This window comes from Acetatifactor aquisgranensis, from assembly GCF_943193215.1.
GTDB classification, from domain to species: domain Bacteria; phylum Bacillota; class Clostridia; order Lachnospirales; family Lachnospiraceae; genus Acetatifactor; species Acetatifactor aquisgranensis.
Map to the genome: position 1 here is coordinate 68907 of NZ_CALPDH010000020.1, position 16396 is coordinate 85302.

The 16396-nt window shown below is 50.7% G+C and carries 10 protein-coding genes; 6 read left to right on the forward strand and 4 right to left on the reverse strand.

Features of this window, described 5'->3' with window-relative positions:
- Window positions 1–31: 31 nt before the first annotated feature.
- A complete protein-coding gene (locus NFS35_RS17410; protein ID WP_251208385.1) occupies window positions 32–175 on the forward strand; it encodes a hypothetical protein in 144 nt (47 codons plus the stop codon).
- On the opposite strand, the gene NFS35_RS17415 is transcribed toward NFS35_RS17410, so the two are convergent.
- Complete coding sequence (locus NFS35_RS17415) at window positions 172–480, reverse strand: chorion class high-cysteine HCB protein 13 (protein ID WP_251208386.1); 309 nt, start codon at window positions 478–480, stop codon at window positions 172–174. The genes NFS35_RS17410 and NFS35_RS17415 overlap by 4 nt on opposite strands.
- A 184-nt stretch (window positions 481–664) precedes the next feature.
- Here NFS35_RS17415 and srtB point away from each other — a divergent pair, with 184 nt between their 5' ends.
- From srtB to NFS35_RS17435, 4 genes are all read left to right on the forward strand, one after another.
- Window positions 665–1987, forward strand: a complete 1323-nt coding sequence (srtB, locus tag NFS35_RS17420) for a class B sortase (RefSeq protein ID WP_251208387.1) — start codon at window positions 665–667, stop codon at window positions 1985–1987.
- A gap of 252 nt (window positions 1988–2239) precedes the next feature.
- Window positions 2240–3139: a hypothetical protein gene (locus NFS35_RS17425; protein ID WP_251208388.1), complete on the forward strand. Its 900-nt coding sequence runs from the start codon at window positions 2240–2242 to the stop codon at window positions 3137–3139.
- A gap of 437 nt (window positions 3140–3576) precedes the next feature.
- On the forward strand, window positions 3577–8502 hold the full coding sequence (locus NFS35_RS17430) for a leucine-rich repeat protein (RefSeq protein WP_251208389.1): 4926 nt from the start codon (window positions 3577–3579) through the stop codon (window positions 8500–8502).
- Window positions 8503–8519: 17 nt separating this feature from the next.
- Window positions 8520–10550, forward strand: coding sequence for a leucine-rich repeat domain-containing protein (locus tag NFS35_RS17435; RefSeq protein ID WP_251208390.1), 2031 nt, complete (start codon window positions 8520–8522; stop codon window positions 10548–10550).
- A 114-nt stretch (window positions 10551–10664) separates the two neighbouring features.
- Here NFS35_RS17435 and NFS35_RS17440 read toward each other — a convergent pair whose 3' ends face one another.
- The 3 genes from NFS35_RS17440 to NFS35_RS17450 form a co-directional block, all read right to left on the reverse strand.
- Window positions 10665–12359: a methyl-accepting chemotaxis protein gene (locus NFS35_RS17440; RefSeq protein ID WP_251208391.1), complete on the reverse strand. Its 1695-nt coding sequence runs from the start codon at window positions 12357–12359 to the stop codon at window positions 10665–10667.
- 233 nt (window positions 12360–12592) lie between these two features.
- Window positions 12593–13726: an aldo/keto reductase gene (locus NFS35_RS17445; protein ID WP_251208392.1), complete on the reverse strand. Its 1134-nt coding sequence runs from the start codon at window positions 13724–13726 to the stop codon at window positions 12593–12595.
- Window positions 13727–13784: 58 nt separating this feature from the next.
- Window positions 13785–14168: a MerR family transcriptional regulator gene (locus NFS35_RS17450; protein WP_251208393.1), complete on the reverse strand. Its 384-nt coding sequence runs from the start codon at window positions 14166–14168 to the stop codon at window positions 13785–13787.
- 293 nt (window positions 14169–14461) lie between these two features.
- Here NFS35_RS17450 and NFS35_RS17455 point away from each other — a divergent pair, with 293 nt between their 5' ends.
- Window positions 14462–16231 carry a glycoside hydrolase family 13 protein gene (locus NFS35_RS17455; RefSeq protein WP_251208394.1) on the forward strand — a complete coding sequence of 590 codons (1770 nt, stop codon included), beginning with the start codon at window positions 14462–14464 and terminating at the stop codon, window positions 16229–16231.
- Window positions 16232–16396 lie beyond the last annotated feature (165 nt).

Sequence of the window (16396 nt, forward strand, 5' to 3'; positions counted from 1 at the left end):
TTATGTAAACAGGCCGGAGGTTATGTGTGCAATGGGAAGCGTTCACGGCGGGGATCATCCCGATGGGAATCGCTCTCATTGGGAACAGGCCCCGGCGGAAGTAGCCTCCCACCGGAGCCTGCATGGGGACAGGGATTTTCCGCCAGGCGGAATGCCCATCCAGGTCAGCGCTTAGTTGCAGCCGCAGCCACAGCTATTGCCGCATCCGCATCCGTTGCCGCCAAACATCCCGTTGCCGCTGCCGCACAGGCAGGAGAGCAGAAGAATCCAGATAAGCCACTCGCATCCGTTGCCATTGCCGCCGAACAGGCTGTTGCCGCAGCCGTTGCCGCAGCCGCATCCGTTGTTGCCGCTGCCATTGCAGCAGAACAGAAGCAGGATGATCCAGATCCAGCTGCCGCAGCCACCACCGTTATTCTGGGTGTTCGCACATCCGCAGGAATCATTGCAGCCACAGTTTGTAGCAGTTAAATCGCTCATGTTTTTTACCTCCAAGGTTTATTTATGGTTTATTGTATGCGGGGTGGCATGTCAATGTTTCCTTGATGAAATATGATTTTCGGGAGTACATGGAAAGATTATGAGATTGGGCTAAGGGGCTTGAAATTCTCCCGGGATATAGTAAAATAGTAAGAAATGACTAAGAATATGCTAAGGAAAGACTATGGCACAGAAGATTTTTGTGGTTGAGGACAGGCAATTCCGCACGGAAAGCGATTATGCCTGCGCCAAACGTGATAAACAACTTATCGATAAACTGAGGCAGGAGACCGACTTTGAGGACAAGGAGGCCCTGGAGGCGCTTCTTAAGAATCTGCGGGGCGGCAAATATAAATTCATGACTCTTCTGGGACAGGATTTCCGGGATGAAGTGGAGATGGCATGGAAGAAGAGCATTCCAGGGAAGAAGAGCATTCCAGGGAAGAAGAGCGCTCCAGGGAAGCAAGCGGCGCCGTCCGCTGACAGCCGGAAAACCAGGCGCGGAAAGGCCGGGAGGCAGGCGAAGCCCGGCGGGGAGAAGAGAACGCCTGCGGAGCGGACGCGCCGGAATGAGGAAGCATCTGGCCGGGAAAAGGGTCCCGGGAGTGCATCCGGCAGGAGAAATGACCAGGCGGAGAAAGCTCCGGATGCTTCGGACAGAGACGATGCGGAGCTGGAGGAAATCGTGGAGCAGGAGCTGCGCAAGCGTGAGAAGCGCAGAAAGCTTATCCTGCTGGCATGCAGCGCGGTGGCCATCTGCTGTCTGGGATATTTTGTGGTATATTCCTATTATGATTATCGGACCCAGAGTACGTATGAGGAGCTGAGCGAACTGAAGGAAAAGCCTGTGATCGCTCCGGCAGTCACTCCTGCGCCCGGCCCGCTGTACACGCTGGACGGGGAGCCTGCGGCGAAAGAGGTGCTGGAGGAATACCAGAATCTCCTGCTGAAGAACAGGAAACTGATTGGCTGGGTGAAGATTGACGATACCTATATAGATTATCCTGTGATGCAGACTACGGACAATGAGTACTATCTGGACCATAACATGAATCAGGAATACGACAAGAACGGCACGATTTTCATGGATAAGGACTGCGATGTGCTTAAGCCCAGCACGAATTTCATCCTGTATGGGCACCACATGAAGAACGGCAGGATGTTCGGGCAGCTGGATCAGTACAAGAATGAGTCTTTTTATAAGGAACATCCCCTGATAAGCTTTGACACGATTTATGAGAAAGGGACATATCAGATTATGTACGTGTTCCGCGCGAAAGTATACAAAGAAACGGAAATAGTGTTCAAATATTATCAGTTTATCGAAGCCAACGGAGAGCAGGAGTTCGATTCCGCCATGGAGGAGATGGCGGCGCTGTCCCTCTATGATACGGGCGTGACCGCGCAGTATGGGGATCAGCTCCTGACGCTGTCTACCTGCGATTACCAGGAGACAGACGGGCGCTTCGTGGTGGTGGCGAAGAAAATATCGGATGGGGAGCAGTGACGGATGGCGGCTCCCTTTTTTGCCGATTGCCATATGTGGTTATATTTTTATGTGTTTTTTTCGGAAATCGGTTGAAAAATGGATTTAATTGTAATAGAATAGATTCAAAGCAGATTTTCTTTCCAGATAGATTCTAAATTCAAGCATCATTCTGTTAAAGTCGGGAGATTCTTGCTTTTCATTCAATCATAAAAATGCGGGAGCTTCCGGTAAAGGGCCTCCTGCCGTAAAAACCAAACAGGAGGTGGACAGATGGCAGAGAAGGACATCGCGGAGAAGGTCCTGATGTCGCATGCGGACGTGCTCGCGGACTGCGTGAACGCGCTGATATATGGCGGGGAGCGCAGGCTGAGCGCGGGAGACCTGCGGCTCGCGCCGACGGAAAGCTTTTACCAGGGGAAGGGAAGGACGCGCAACCAGTTCTGCGACAGGAGCTTCTTCCGGACGCAGGAAGGAGTGATAAAGGCGCAGTATATAATGGAGAATGAAACATATCTCAGGAGACGGCTGGCCCTGCGGAAAGCCTCTTACCAAGGAGGGGCCTACCGTGAGCAGCTGGATTCGAAAGAGCCTGTGTATCCTGTGGTTAGTATAGTGCTGGACTGGATGGGGAAGAGAAGCCGGATTCCGTTGAGCCTTCACCAGCTGATTGAAAGGGACGGAGTGTTCCCGGAGGAAGCATCGCTGGTAGATGATGCCAAGCTGACGATATACCACATGCGAAGGCTGTCTAAAAAAGTCAGGGCCGGATTTACCAGCGACATGGGGTTTGTGGTAGACTACCTGAATGAAGGGAGTCTGGAAAGCCGCAGGGAGCAGAGGATTGTCCATATAGAGGAGCTGTGCGAAATGATGAGGGCAGTCACGGGGGATTCCCGGTTCACGGAGCAGGTGGACGAACTGCTGGAAAGAAGAGGGAAAGGGGAGGAATTGCGTATGTGCGAGTATCTGGACATGCTGGAGGCGAGAGGACAGGAACGCGGGGAGAAGATTGGACAGGAACGCGGGGAGAAGATTGGGCAGAAATGTGGAGAGGATCGTCTGGCCAGGCTGATAAGCAACCTGCTGAGGGAAGAGAAGTACCATGAAATAGAAGAGGCATCGAAGAACCGCGGCAGGCGCCAGGAGCTGTACCGATTATATGGAATTTGATAAGCAGTACACGGAAAAGGCGGGTCGTCCCGTCCTTTTTCATCAGAAGACAAGGCCATCTTCTGCGCGATAGGAAATTATATCCTTTTTTCAGGAAAGATTACCATATCTGGCAAAAGGACTTGAAATTATTTCAAGATATAGTAAAATAGAAAATAGCAGAGAAAGCTATCCTGAATAATATAAGATTAGTGAATGCAATTGACGGAAAAAATAAAATTTTGTCAATAAAGGACAGAAAGCTAATCGTATGAGTAAAAAAAGACGATATATACATAGATTACCACTATAATCTGGTAGAGAGTGATATCTTCTATATAAAAAGCGGGATTCGGGAGAAAATCGTATCTTAGTGCAATCGATTGATAGATGCAGACAGTAAGCAGAGGCGGACTGCCTGCAGGAATGGCGTAAAAAATTGCGGAGGAGTAAGGAAGATGAGCAAGGCTGTGAAGAAGAAAAGCAGAAGAATGTGGCGGACAGTACGCAAGACATTGGGGACTTTGTTTCTGGTGTCTGCTCTTGTGATTGCGGCGATTCCGGTGGATGGACTGCAGGCGGCTAACGGAACAAGTTCTGGTAATCCAGTAGATGGGAGAGATGATAAATATTCGTGGCTTCCGGAGTGCAGTGTTCCGAGTATTGGTGTTTTTGCTACGGCTCCTGAAATATATGTTGATGAGAATCGGCGGTTTGAGTTTGTTTATGCCGAGTTTGGAAGCACTTGGAACGCTATCATAACAGAATATAACGGAGGCTATGTGGAAAATGGGGTTCTGACCATTCCGGACACGATATCGGCGTATAAGCGATATAACCCCAATGACGGTAGCGGTGGGGATGTTGCTGTCGGAAGAAACGGAAATTTCCTTTTTTATAGGGATAGCGAGACGCGCACGTACCCAAACGTATTAGCTGCTGCTGCTGCTAATCCGAGCAGTTTGGTGCAAAGCCCCAACAAATTTGTACGAGTGGTAAGCAGCACAGAGAACGGAGCCACGAATCCAGACACTGGAGCATGGGTGCCAAATGGAACTTACACCATTGTATTGGAAGAGGAGACAGGAATTTATCGTCCCTGTGATTCAAGGGAGGCAGACAAGTGGTGGGAGCTTGACAGCACAAGGCTTTATTATGATATAGGTCATGTGACAGGAAATGGTGTCCCGGACAATACTGCCGCGGACAGTAATCTGTTTAGGACAGTACAGGAAGGGGGAGAGCAGTTCGGACATGTCAGAGATGTAACGGTAGATTATATTACAAAGGAGTATCATGACGGTACGAAGTGGACTCTCATAGATGAATCGCATGCAGGGAAAGGGGTTTTCGCGGGGGAAAGAAATTTCTCGAGGGTAGTGTTGGGGAAGAACCTGAGAGGTGTTGGCAATTATGCGTTTTATGGAACCGGTATTGAAGGAATGACATTTACAAATTCCCTGAAAACCATTGGTGAGGGAGCTTTTCAGGGCTGCAGCCGACTGGCAGCTGTAGATTTGGTTACGGAAGGAGATAAGGAAACCAGTCTGACCAATATATGTGCGTACGCTTTTCAGGATTGTACTGCTCTGACAAAGTTTAACGTGCCCTGGTCCGTGGATACCATAGGAGACAGCGCGTTTCAGGGCTGCAATATGCTGGAGACAGTTGAACTGTGTAATACAGGCAGCTTACTGCAGCACGTGGGCTTTGATGTATTTGCCGGCTGTGCCAGATTAAAATCCCTGACTTTTCCAGACACATGCAAGGAGCCTTTGTATTTATCGACATTTAGAGATTGTGCTTCTCTGCAGTATATCTGCGCCAGAAGTCCTGAGATGACATTTATGGATGATGATTTGACCTCTTATAAGCAGTTCAAGGCATCTGTGGGCAGCGAGTTCTATTTTGAAGGCCAGACGGGATCCAAGCTTCAGGAAATGTGCAGGGATTCCAAAACATTATGCCATTCAGGAGGCTGTAAAGATACGTATTTTGCGTTTAGCTATATAGACGGCAGCTACGCAAAACAGGGCCTTTATGAACTTACCATGAAAGATCCGTTGTCTGCGGACGGACGGAACATCTTTGTGGTAACGGAGCAGAACGAATTGAACGAATACATTCCTCTGGGGGATGTGAAAAGCCTTACCATTCCGGCAAAGATAGGCCCTTACAGCATCAGTACGATTAGAGGGCGTGTCGGTGCTGCTGAGGGAGCTTTTGCGAATCTCTGTAATCTGGAAGCAGTCGTGATTCCGAACACGGTGAAAGCAGTGGGGGATTATGCATTTGCGGGCTGTCATAATCTCACCAGCGTCATCTTTGATGGTTTTGATTTGGATGGTTCGGATAATATTACGATTGGGCCGAATGCGTTCCAGACACAGGAGTGGACGAAGTATGGTTCGCATCCTGCTGGATGTGGTGGAGTGGAAGTGGATTCTGATGGTACTCCTCTAAAGAAGTTGGCCTTTATAGGCCCTATATCCGAGGGGTTCGGTCCTTTCAACTATGCTATGAGTCAGGGAGGCGCATATAACAACGGCTCTCAGGCTCCGAGTTACATTACTTATTATACTGGCTGGCCTTACAATCTGAAGGTGGAGTATGATGCAAAAAATGACATAAGCAAGCTGGTTGAGTTTCCGGCGCTGAGTGAGTTGGAAGATTATGTGACAGATTCTACTCATCCGCTAAATTACTACTACACTGTGATGGACGCCAACAAGGCATATGCGGAGGCAATGGAAACAGCAGCCAATAGTTATGCTTCTAGCGGGATAGAGGGTCTGACTCCGAATGAGCGGACAGCGATAGACGCGGCGCTGAATGTTGTAGTGCCTGATGGGATTGATTCTATCAAGGACGGATTGTTTTACGAGAAAGGTAATGATAACAAGAAAGAGATGACGGTCACTGCCTACAGCAGCCTGAAAGAGATTAAAGGCGGAGAGTACAAGGCAGACGGCACGCTGGATCCAGAAACAGCGACTTTCGCGGGTTGCGAGTATCTCACAGGTATCAATTTGTGGCCTGGAAGCGCCAGGACAGGTACTGTCATAGATGATTACGCTTTTCAGGAGTGTACAGGGCTGGAACAGGTTTCCATGGATGACAACAGTGAGTTAGGGGTCTGTCCTTTTTATAAATGTAATAAACTAAAGGATGTGAATTTCGGCAATGAACCTGCCCGCTATATCTGCAAGGACTCCATCATCTATGCTGCTGATAGCAATGGAGAGTTTTCGGTAATCCTGGAGTGCCTGGGAGGGAAAACGGGATATATTGAGCCTGTAGACCTTGCTGGAGTGACTGGTCTGCGGGAAGGTGCATTCAAAGGGAGCAATGTGGAACAGATAGACTTGACCAAGACGAGTTTGACCACAATTCCTCCCGAAGCCTTTGCAGATACATTGAAGCTCAGGAGGCTGCTGTTTCCTTCTACGCTTACGACAATCGGTGCGAATGCGTTCAAGGGCAGTGCGGTCAATTATATTTTTGCATCCAATGCGTCCAACAGTCTGGTACCTACGTTTATTGATATAACGGCATTTGATGGACTTGTGGACTCGGAAGGCAAGGAGAGGACTGATTACAGCGAAGTGACCTGGGTATGCGAGGAGGGCAGCAACGGGGAAACTATAGGAGTCAATAAGAAATTTACCATCAAATATGCCGCAGGAGAAGCCTTGTGGACTGTCATCTTCTGGGATTGGAGCAGTGAATTGGGCGACAATGTGGAAGTGCTCAGCACGAGTGTTGAAACAGGAGACTATGTCCTGGATTTGCCGGAACCTCGCGGGAGAGAGGGTATGGTATTTACCGGCTGGAAGATTCGCGGAACGGGAGAAGAGTTCACTAACAGATATCCGGTGATAGAGGATTTGAATGTCACTGCCACATACGGAGTTGCCCCTCCTGAATATGGAAAGGTGACAGTTACGTTCCTGGATGAGGATGGTACGCTTATAAAGAGTGTACTTGTAGAGCCGGGGACAAATATGGAGGAGAGTGATGAGTATAAATCCTTGATTCCGACTCCGTCCAAAGAGGGATTCGTGTTCACAGGATGGGATCGCCCGCTTACGAATATTACGGCAGATACAACAGTTTATGCGAAATACAGAGCATTGGTAGAGGGTGAATGTAGAGTACGTTATATTGTAGATGGTAGAGTGTATCTTGAACAGGGCGTGTTTGCGGGAAGTCAGGCATATTGTATACCGCCTGAGATTGAAGGCAAGAGGTTCCTCCAGTGGGTGCCTGAACTGGGCATTGTTACGAAAGATACAGATTATACTGCTATATACGTAGATGATGATGGCTCCAATATAGGAAGCGGCAACAACCCGAACGACCCTAACGGAGGAAACAGTGGAAGCGGAAACAACCCGAATAACCCTAACGACCCCAACGGAGGAAACAGCAATAACCCGAACAACCCCAGCGGAGGAAATACGGGAAGCAGCAATGATGTCGCCCGCCACACGCTCCAGGTACGCGGCGGAAGCGGATCGGGACTCTATGCAGCGGGAGAGCAGATTATCATCACCGCTGACGAACCCGCAAGAGGACAGCAGTTCAGTAGCTGGACGGTAAGCCCGGCGAGTACTGTAGTGACAGATAAGACATTGTCTTCGTTCATACTGACCATGCCAGACAACGATGTGGCTGTCATAGCGAACTACAAGGCCAGATCCGGAAGCAGCAGCACCACAGGTTCCGGCAACAGTTCCAACACGAACTCAAACCGTCCTAACGGCAGTACTGGTACAGTAGGCGGCACCTCAGTTGTCATCGACAAGAATGGCCTTTCCAATACAGGAGTGGTCTCTGCTACTGTGAATGGCTCTTCTGATAACTTTACTATTAAGATAACGGATGACACCAGCGCTACAGAGGCAGTTCTGAGAGCTTTACAGGCCGAGTACGGAAGCCTTGACAATATCAAGTATTTCCCCATGGACATCTCTCTGTATGATTCCACAGGGACTACAAAGATTACAGACACCACGGGCCTGTCCGTAGACATTACATTACCGTTGCCGGATTCTCTGATTACTTACGCAGGCAACAACAAGGTGGCCGGTGTGGTGAATGACAGGCTGGATAAGCTGACACCCAGGTTCACTACCATTAACGGTGTGGCATGTATGACCTTTAGGGCAGAGCATTTCTCTCCTTATGTGATTTATGTGGACATTGCGAACCTGTCAGACGGCACGATTTCTGACAATACGCCTACCACAGGCGACGGTATCCATCCGAAATGGTTCCTGTCCATTGGTCTGGCTTGCTTGTCCTTCGTCATGTTCATGATAAAGGATAATAAGTCCGGCGTCAGAAGAAAGCAGAAGGTGGCAGTGAGAGCGAGACATTAGCACCGAAAGGAAATCATATGAAAAGGAAAAAGCGTCTTTTAGGTGTCTTGATGGTAGCAGTGGCACTGATAATCATGCAACTTCCTAAGGCGGAAGCAGATGCGTCGACATCTGCTTCCGGTTTTCAAATGGAGGGAAGCACATTGGTAAGGTACCGTGGAATAGACAAGAATGTGTCTATTCCCGATACGGTGCGCGTCATAGGGCAGGGTGCTTTCGAGAATGATACGAATATTGAACTGGTAGTGGTGCCGAATTCGGTGAAACGGATTGAGGCTTATGCTTTCTGGGGCTGCGACAATCTGGATACCGTGGTTCTGGGAAAAGGTCTGAGCGAGGTAGGCGATTATGCGTTCACAAATTGCACGGGCCTGGAGCAGATATCGATTCCCTCCACAGCGACTTCCATAGGGATGGAAGCCTTTAAGGATTGCGGCAATTTGAAAGATGTCACGATTCCGCCGGAGACGGTGAACATAAATGAGTCGGCTTTTGACGGCTGTTATCAGCTGACGATTCACTACGAAGTAGGGAGCGCGGCAGAGGAGTATGCTAAAGCTTTCTACGAGCGTCAGAAAGAGATGCCGGGATATGAAGAGAAACCCGCCCCCGGCAGTACCTCTGATTGGGTACAGCAGATTATCGCTACGCCGACACCGGAGCCTGTCCCGGAGGAGACGCCTGTTCCGACACCGGCACCTGTGGAAGAGGGGGCTGTTCTGGGCGCTACCCAGATAGTAGGGAACAAGGCAGTGCTTTTCCTGAACAATACAAGATTGCAGGTATTCGGCGGAGAGGGCAGTCAGAGCTCCGGAGGAGCGGAGATAGAGAGCACTCCTGAAGTCGGAGAGGCAGTGCCGCCTGTACAGGACGCCGCCGTAGATGGTGCTATTCCAAAATACAGGATTGTAGACGGGAAGATAGTGGCGGATCAGGCATATTATCGGAACATGGGCCTGGGAGACATGACATTGGCGGATGGAATTTCGGAGATAGGGGAATTCTCCTTTGCCAGAAGTTCTCTGACCTCTGTCACATTGCCGCAGGGTGTGGAGCATATCGGTTATGGAGCTTTTTATCACTGCAGTCAGCTGGCGGAGATGGAATTACCGGACAGCGTCATGTGTGTGGAGCCGAAAGCCTTTGAGCATACTTTGTGGGTAGACAGCTTTTTGGCTGGCGAAAATGCCGGAACTGAAAGCAGCAGCGCTGAAGCGGGAGATTTTCTGGTGACAGGCGGCGTTCTGGTGGCCTACCGGGGTGATTCCGGGGAGGTAGCAGTTCCGGAGGGAGTACGCGTAATTGCCGGAGAGGCATTTGGGAATCATGCTGAAATAGAGCGTGTGGTGCTGCCGGATAGCCTGCGTGTAGTAGGAGAAGGCGCGTTTGAGGGATGTACCGGCTTAGGGGAGATTGTCTTTGGGGGAAATGTAGAGGAAATCAAGGACAGGGCTTTCCTGGGGAATACTATGTCGGAGATTACGCTTCCTGCATCCGTAAAAAAGGTAGGGCTCCAGGCCTTTGGAAATACGGTGGTTGCCTATAAAGGCGGAGAAGCGGAATATACCCATGAGACATCTGCCACAAGGCTTTCAAATGAATCCTATCGTGTCTATGACGGGACAGAAAGCGGGGAACCTGGTGTGACAGTGACTGGGCTGGAGGGAGCATCTGCTTCATTGGATGGCGCTGACAGAAGCTATTTTTTGACCATTGAGGGTCCGGCAGACACAGGCGGGATGGAGAGCGCGTTCATGCGTTCTTATCAAAGCGGGCTTCCGGAGAATATGGTTCTGTATAGTTTGACGCTCACGGATGCAAGCAGGATTCCGTTGACAAAGCTGGGAAGCCAGGCGCTCAGTGTGTCGATTCCGGTGCCGGAGGCATTGCAGGGGCAGGAGCTTCGCGTTGTGACCCTGGACAGGAACGGGCAGCTGGAGCGGCTGGAGGCGGCTATAGCAGATGATACAAAAATAGTACGTTTTTCGATGAACAGCCCATCGATGATTGGCATATATGGTCTTGCAGAGAACGGCGGGATTGATTAATAAAGTATATTTTTGATAAAAGCTGTTGGTTGGGAATTGCTTTTCACCGCAGCTTTTTTCATTTTAAAAACATCCCCCTGCTGTACTCGGCAGGGGGATGTTTTTATCTTTATTCTACAGCTGCCTTCCGGCAGAACGCAGCCTGAACTTATTCACAGAAAGCTTCAGCTCAGCCGCCTGGTTATTCAGTTCCCTTGCGGATGCCGCCGATTTCTCGGCAGTGGAGGCGTTCGTCTGGACCACTTCCGATATCTGCTCCATTCCCTGGGTCAGCTGCTTCAGGGAGAGGGACTGTTCTATAGCGGAATCCGCTATCCGGTCAACCAGTTCAGTGGATTTCCGCGCGCCGATAAAGACGGCAGAGAGGGCCTCCGTGGTGTCGGAGGACAGGCTGGAGCCATATTGGACCAATTGTATGGAGGTTTCGATGAGCTTGGTGATATCCTGCGCAGAGGCAGAGCTTTTGTTGGCCAGGCTCTGAACCTCGTCGGCCACCACGGAAAAGCTTTTTCCGGCTTCTCCGGCCCTGGCGGCTTCCACAGAGGCGTTCAGGGCAAGAATCTTGGTCTGGAAAGCGATGTCCTCAATGGTTTTGATGATGCCGCCTATCTGATTGGACGAATTTGAGATATCTGCTATTGCGGTGGTCAGGTCGGACATCTTCTGGTTGCAGACCTGCAGATGCTGGAACGCTTCCGTCGAAGCGTTTTTGGCGTCGTTGGCATCCGTTGAAGTCTGATCCACCTGTTTCGAGATTTCGTGGATACTGGAGGAGAGCTGCTGGACGGCGGCTGCCTGCTGTACATTGCCATTGGATAAAGTCAGGGAATCCGCTGCCATGCGCTCCGATTCTGCCGAGACTCGTTCCGCTGTCAGATTAATCTGGGCCAGCGCCCTGTTCAGGGAATCCAGAATCTGGCGCATTGCGTTCTGGATTGGCAGGAATTCTCCCCGGTAATCATCGCCCACGGTCAGGTTCATGTTGCCTTGTGCCATCTGGGCCAATATGTAATCAATATCTTTGATATACTTTTTCAGTTCCTGCTTCGTCTCATGGATGGAAGCCACGAGCATTCCGATTTCTGAAGTGTTGGATTCCAGTGAGAACTCCGCGGAGAGATTTCCCAGGGAGATTTCTTTCATCTGGTCCTTGACCTTGAGCACCGGGCGCATGATGGCGATTCGGGAGATTATCATGTTCAGCAGCTGGATGATTCCCACCATGGCCAGCGCCAGGAACATGCTCAGCCGGATGGACTCTGCCTCTTTCTGGAGATTCTGTATCTGCGTCAGGCTGCGCTGGTCCAGGGCGGCCAGGAACTGCTCTTTCAGGCTGTTAATCTGTGCGATGGACTCGCTGTAATCTTTGCCATATACATAGGAGATGGCATCTTCCATGTTTCCGGCCTGGACTTCTTCCATGGCGTTTTCCTCAAGAGGGACCAGCTGGTTAGACAGAGCGAACATGTCGTCAATCATCCCCTGTTCTTCCTCTGTGATGCCGATTTCCTGCAGAGCGGCGACGCCTTTGTCCCGATTCTGCAGTTCATTGATTTCATTCCAGTAATTGTCGTAATGCTGCTGGTCGCCGGTAGCGGAGAAAGCCCGGACCTCGTTGGTGAGATAGGCTGAACCGTTCATAAAGCGGTTCGCGTTGTAGGTAAGGCTGAACCGTTCTTCACTGGCGGCGGTGAGCCGGCTGCTGATTTTACTGTAAGAGACCAGGGAATACACCATGAACAGCAGGGTCAGGATGGATATGCCGTTCAGAATCAGAATCAGTGTAGACTGCTTCATAGCTCGTTTCATATAGGAACCCTCCTTAAATAGGTAATATGTCCAGTCTACCTGATATATCAGAATATTTCAACTTATATTTCAAAAAAACTTCAAATTAGTCAATAAAATTTCCAAAATACCATTTCAGCTCTTCCGGAGTACACTATGACCGGATTTTCTGCCGCGCAAAAAGCCTGCACCAGCAGGGATTCTACTGTGCAGGCTATGGAACCTGTGGGAGTGCCGGAGGACTTTTTATCCTGTTACATCCCGATCATGGAAGTGAAATCAGCCATCATTTCCGATATCCTGATCTGCTGGGGACAGACTTGCTCACAGCTCCTGCAGCCTACGCAGCTTGCGGGCCGTTTTTCCTCAGGCATGCTGCCAACCGCCATGGGAGCGATGAAGCCGCCGCCCGTGGCCTTGTGCTCATTGTACAGGGCTATCAGCTCCGGGATGGGGAGTCCTTTCGGGCAGTGGCTGGTGCAGTAGTGGCAGGCCGTGCAGGGCAGGCCGGCCTTTTTGACTTCCGCGTCTATGCATTTTATCAGTGTGGCGAATTCCTCTTCGCTGAGAGGTTCATTTGTCTCATAGGTAGCGATGTTGGCTTTCAGCTGCTCCATGGTAGACATGCCGGACAGGACCATTGTTACGCCGGGGACGCTCTGCAGGAAGCGGAAAGCCCAGCCGGGAACGGTCTCCTCAGGGCGCATGGAGTGAAGCGTGCCGGCCATCTCATCGGAAGCATTTGCCAGCTTGCCGCCCCGCAGCGGCTCCATGACCCATATGGGGATGCCGGCTTTGGTCAGCAGTTCTGCCTTTTCCTGGGCGTTCTGGAAATGCCAGTCCATGTAGTTGAGCTGGAGCTGGCCGAATTCCATATGCTGTCCGTAAGCGTCCAGGAAACGTTTGATGACCTCCACGCTGCCATGAGCTGAGAAGCCGAGGCGGCGGATGCGGCCGTTCTCTTTCTGCTTCAGCAGGTACTCCAAAATGCCGTACTCCGGGTTGAGATAGGCATCGATATTCCCCTCGTAGACATTGTGGAAGAGATAGAAATCGAAATAGGGCGTCTGGCATTTCTCGAGCTGCCTTTCAAAGATTTCCTCCACCTTGTCCATGTTGGAGAGATCGTATCCCGGGAACTTGCTGGCCAGGCAGTAGCTCTCCCGGGGATACCTGCTTAAGTATTTTCCGGCCACAAGTTCGGAATTCCCGCTGTGATATCCCCATGCCGTATCAAAATAGTTGATGCCGTTCTGATACGCGTAATCAATCATTTCCGCTGCGGCAGCTTCGTCCACTGTGCTGTCATCGCCGTTTTGCACCGGCAGGCGCATCATGCCCAGCCCTAAGCCGGAAAGCTGTACGTCCTGAAATTTTCTGTAAATCATAAAATAAACCCTCCTTATTTATGTATTCAGCATAGGTGCCATACAGACATATGCTGTTTTATGTGGGCTTCTCCCAGACAAGCTTTCCCGTCTCCACGGCGGCTTCATAGCGGGAAATTTTGTACTCCAGGCGTTCCAGTTCCATCTGATATTTTTCAATCTGTCCCAGAATCTGGCTCCGGGCCTCCTTTAGCAGATCCCGTCTGGCAGAAAAAGTCCCGTCCCCCTGTCGGCACAGCTTCACATACTGGACGATCATCTCCACGGGGACGCCGGCATTGCGCATGCAGAGCGCATTCTCCACCCAGCCGATATCCTCTTCGTTATAGTCCCGGATGCCGCTTTTCGTCCGGTTTACCGCAGGTATGGCGCCTATACGCTCGTAGTATCTTAACGTATCCGGGGAAATCTGGTATTTATCGCACACTTCTCTGATTGTCATGTCTGTCACCTCTGAATGAAAACAGTTATACTGCATAACGCTGAATGCTGTCTAATGTAATCATGCGATTGAACCAGTCAGCGTTATGCAGTCTGGTTTCACGGCAAGTGAAATCGTTGAGCAGTATATATTATACATGCTGGAGTGAACTCCATGTCAAGAGGTTTTCCACAGGAAACCGTAAATTATTGTAACAGAATTGCCTGCGGACTGCATGGCGGAGGGAAGGGGCGTGAAAGAGTGACTTACGGGCGGGGGAAAAGGCAGCGCCCATGCGCACAGAGGGCTTGACAATGGGATATTATAACGGTAAAGTAATTAGTGAAATCGATTTTGCGTCTGTTTCAGATAGAGAAAACCGATTGGCATTAGGGCGCCCGAAAGCAAGAAAGGAGAATGAGAAAGCCGTGGAAAAGAATCAGTCAAAGGACAGCAAATGGTGGAAAAGAGCCGTAATCTATCAAATCTATCCCCGCAGCTTCGCGGACAGCAATGGGGACGGCATAGGAGATCTGCAGGGAATCATCTCAAAGCTGGACTATCTGGAAGAGCTGGGGATAGACGCAGTCTGGCTCTCGCCGGTATGCGGATCTCCCCAGGATGATAATGGTTACGATATTTCCGATTATCAGGATATCGACCCCGTGTTCGGCACTCTGGGAGACATGGAGGAATTGATTCGGGAGGCGGGAAAGCGCCGTATCCGCATCATCATGGATCTGGTGCTGAATCATTCCTCCGACGAGCATTTCTGGTTCCTGGAGGCGAAGAAGAGCCGGGAGAATCCCTATCACGACTACTATGTCTGGAGGGACGGCACGGAGGGCACGCCGCCCAACGACATGCGGGCAGGTTTCGGCGGTTCGGCCTGGGAGTGGGTTCCTGAGCTGCAGCAGTACTATTTTCACCAGTTCTCTGTAAAGCAGCCCGATCTGAACTGGGAGAATCCCAAATTACGTCAGGAAATATACGATATGATAAACTGGTGGATTGGGAAAGGCGTTGGCGGTTTCCGGCTGGATGTCATTGACCAGATTGCCAAGGAGCCGGACCGGAAAATCACCAATAACGGCCCCAGGCTCCATGAATTCCTGCGGGAGCTGAGCAGAGAGACTTTCCAGAAAGCCAATCTGGTCACGGTCGGGGAGGCCTGGGGAGCCACCACGGAACTGGCAAAGCTGTACAGCAATCCCGACGGCAGCGAGCTGTCCATGGTATTCCAGTTCGAGCATATCTGCCTGGATCAGATACCGGGGAAAGAGAAATGGGATCTGGCGCCTTTGCCTTTCCTGAAGCTGAAAGAAGTGTTCGGCCGCTGGCAGACACAGCTGCACGGCAAGGGATGGAACAGTCTGTTCTGGAATAACCACGATTTGCCCAGAATCGTCTCCCGCTGGGGGAATGACGGGGAATATCGCGTGGAATCGGCGAAGATGCTGGCTATCCTGCTCCACGGGATGCAGGGGACTCCCTACATCTATCAGGGCGAAGAGCTGGGCATGACCAATGTGCAGTATAGGATAGAGGACTACCGGGACATTGAGAGCCTGAACCTGTATCAGGAGCGTCTGGAAAAAGGGTATGATAAGGAAGAAATCATGCGCTCCATCCACGCGAAGAGCCGGGACAACGCAAGAACCCCTATGCAGTGGAATGACAGGGAAAATGCTGGATTTACGGCCGGAAAGCCTTGGATAAAGATAAATCCCAATTACAGGGAAATCAACGCGGCGAAGCAGACAGAAGACGCGGATTCCGTTTTCGGATGTTATAGGGAGCTGATTCGGCTCCGCAAGGAGTATCCTGTCTTTGTGGATGGGGAGTTTAGGATGCTGCTGGAGACAGATGAAAATATTTTCGCATACACCAGGACAGATGAGGGCTCTCAGTTGCTGGTGGTGTGCAATTTCTATGACAGGACAGTGAGTTGCCCGCTGGAGGCGCCGGGAGCGGATTGGAAAATGTTGATCAGCAATTATAAGAATGCGGATGAGAATACAGATGGGACAATGATTCTGCATCCTTATGAGGCGAGGATGTATCTGAAACCAATGCTAGAATAATCCTGCGAATCGTAGAGCTGCATCGTCTCCGAAGGGCAAAAAGGGCTCTTTATCCTGGCAGGGGGAGAGCGGAAAAGGGAAGACTGTGCTTTTCCGGCTGCTGACAGGCGTGGATGGGGGGACACTGCGGCCTGATTTGGAGGATGGCAGGCAGACGGTACAGCT

What these genes read in the sequence shown, in the direction of transcription:
- NFS35_RS17440 (WP_251208391.1), bottom strand. Translation starts at nt 12,359, where the DNA reads ATGAAACGAGCTATGAAGCAGTCTACACTGATTCTGATTCTGAACGGC.
- NFS35_RS17450 (WP_251208393.1), bottom strand. Translation starts at nt 14,168, where the DNA reads ATGACAATCAGAGAAGTGTGCGATAAATACCAGATTTCCCCGGATACG.
- NFS35_RS17435 (WP_251208390.1), top strand. Translation starts at nt 8,520, where the DNA reads ATGAAAAGGAAAAAGCGTCTTTTAGGTGTCTTGATGGTAGCAGTGGCA.
- NFS35_RS17415 (WP_251208386.1), bottom strand. Translation starts at nt 480, where the DNA reads ATGAGCGATTTAACTGCTACAAACTGTGGCTGCAATGATTCCTGCGGA.
- NFS35_RS17425 (WP_251208388.1), top strand. Translation starts at nt 2,240, where the DNA reads ATGGCAGAGAAGGACATCGCGGAGAAGGTCCTGATGTCGCATGCGGAC.
- NFS35_RS17410 (WP_251208385.1), top strand. Translation starts at nt 32, where the DNA reads ATGGGAAGCGTTCACGGCGGGGATCATCCCGATGGGAATCGCTCTCAT.
- NFS35_RS17445 (WP_251208392.1), bottom strand. Translation starts at nt 13,726, where the DNA reads ATGATTTACAGAAAATTTCAGGACGTACAGCTTTCCGGCTTAGGGCTG.
- srtB (WP_251208387.1), top strand. Translation starts at nt 665, where the DNA reads ATGGCACAGAAGATTTTTGTGGTTGAGGACAGGCAATTCCGCACGGAA.
- NFS35_RS17455 (WP_251208394.1), top strand. Translation starts at nt 14,462, where the DNA reads ATGGGATATTATAACGGTAAAGTAATTAGTGAAATCGATTTTGCGTCT.
- NFS35_RS17430 (WP_251208389.1), top strand. Translation starts at nt 3,577, where the DNA reads ATGAGCAAGGCTGTGAAGAAGAAAAGCAGAAGAATGTGGCGGACAGTA.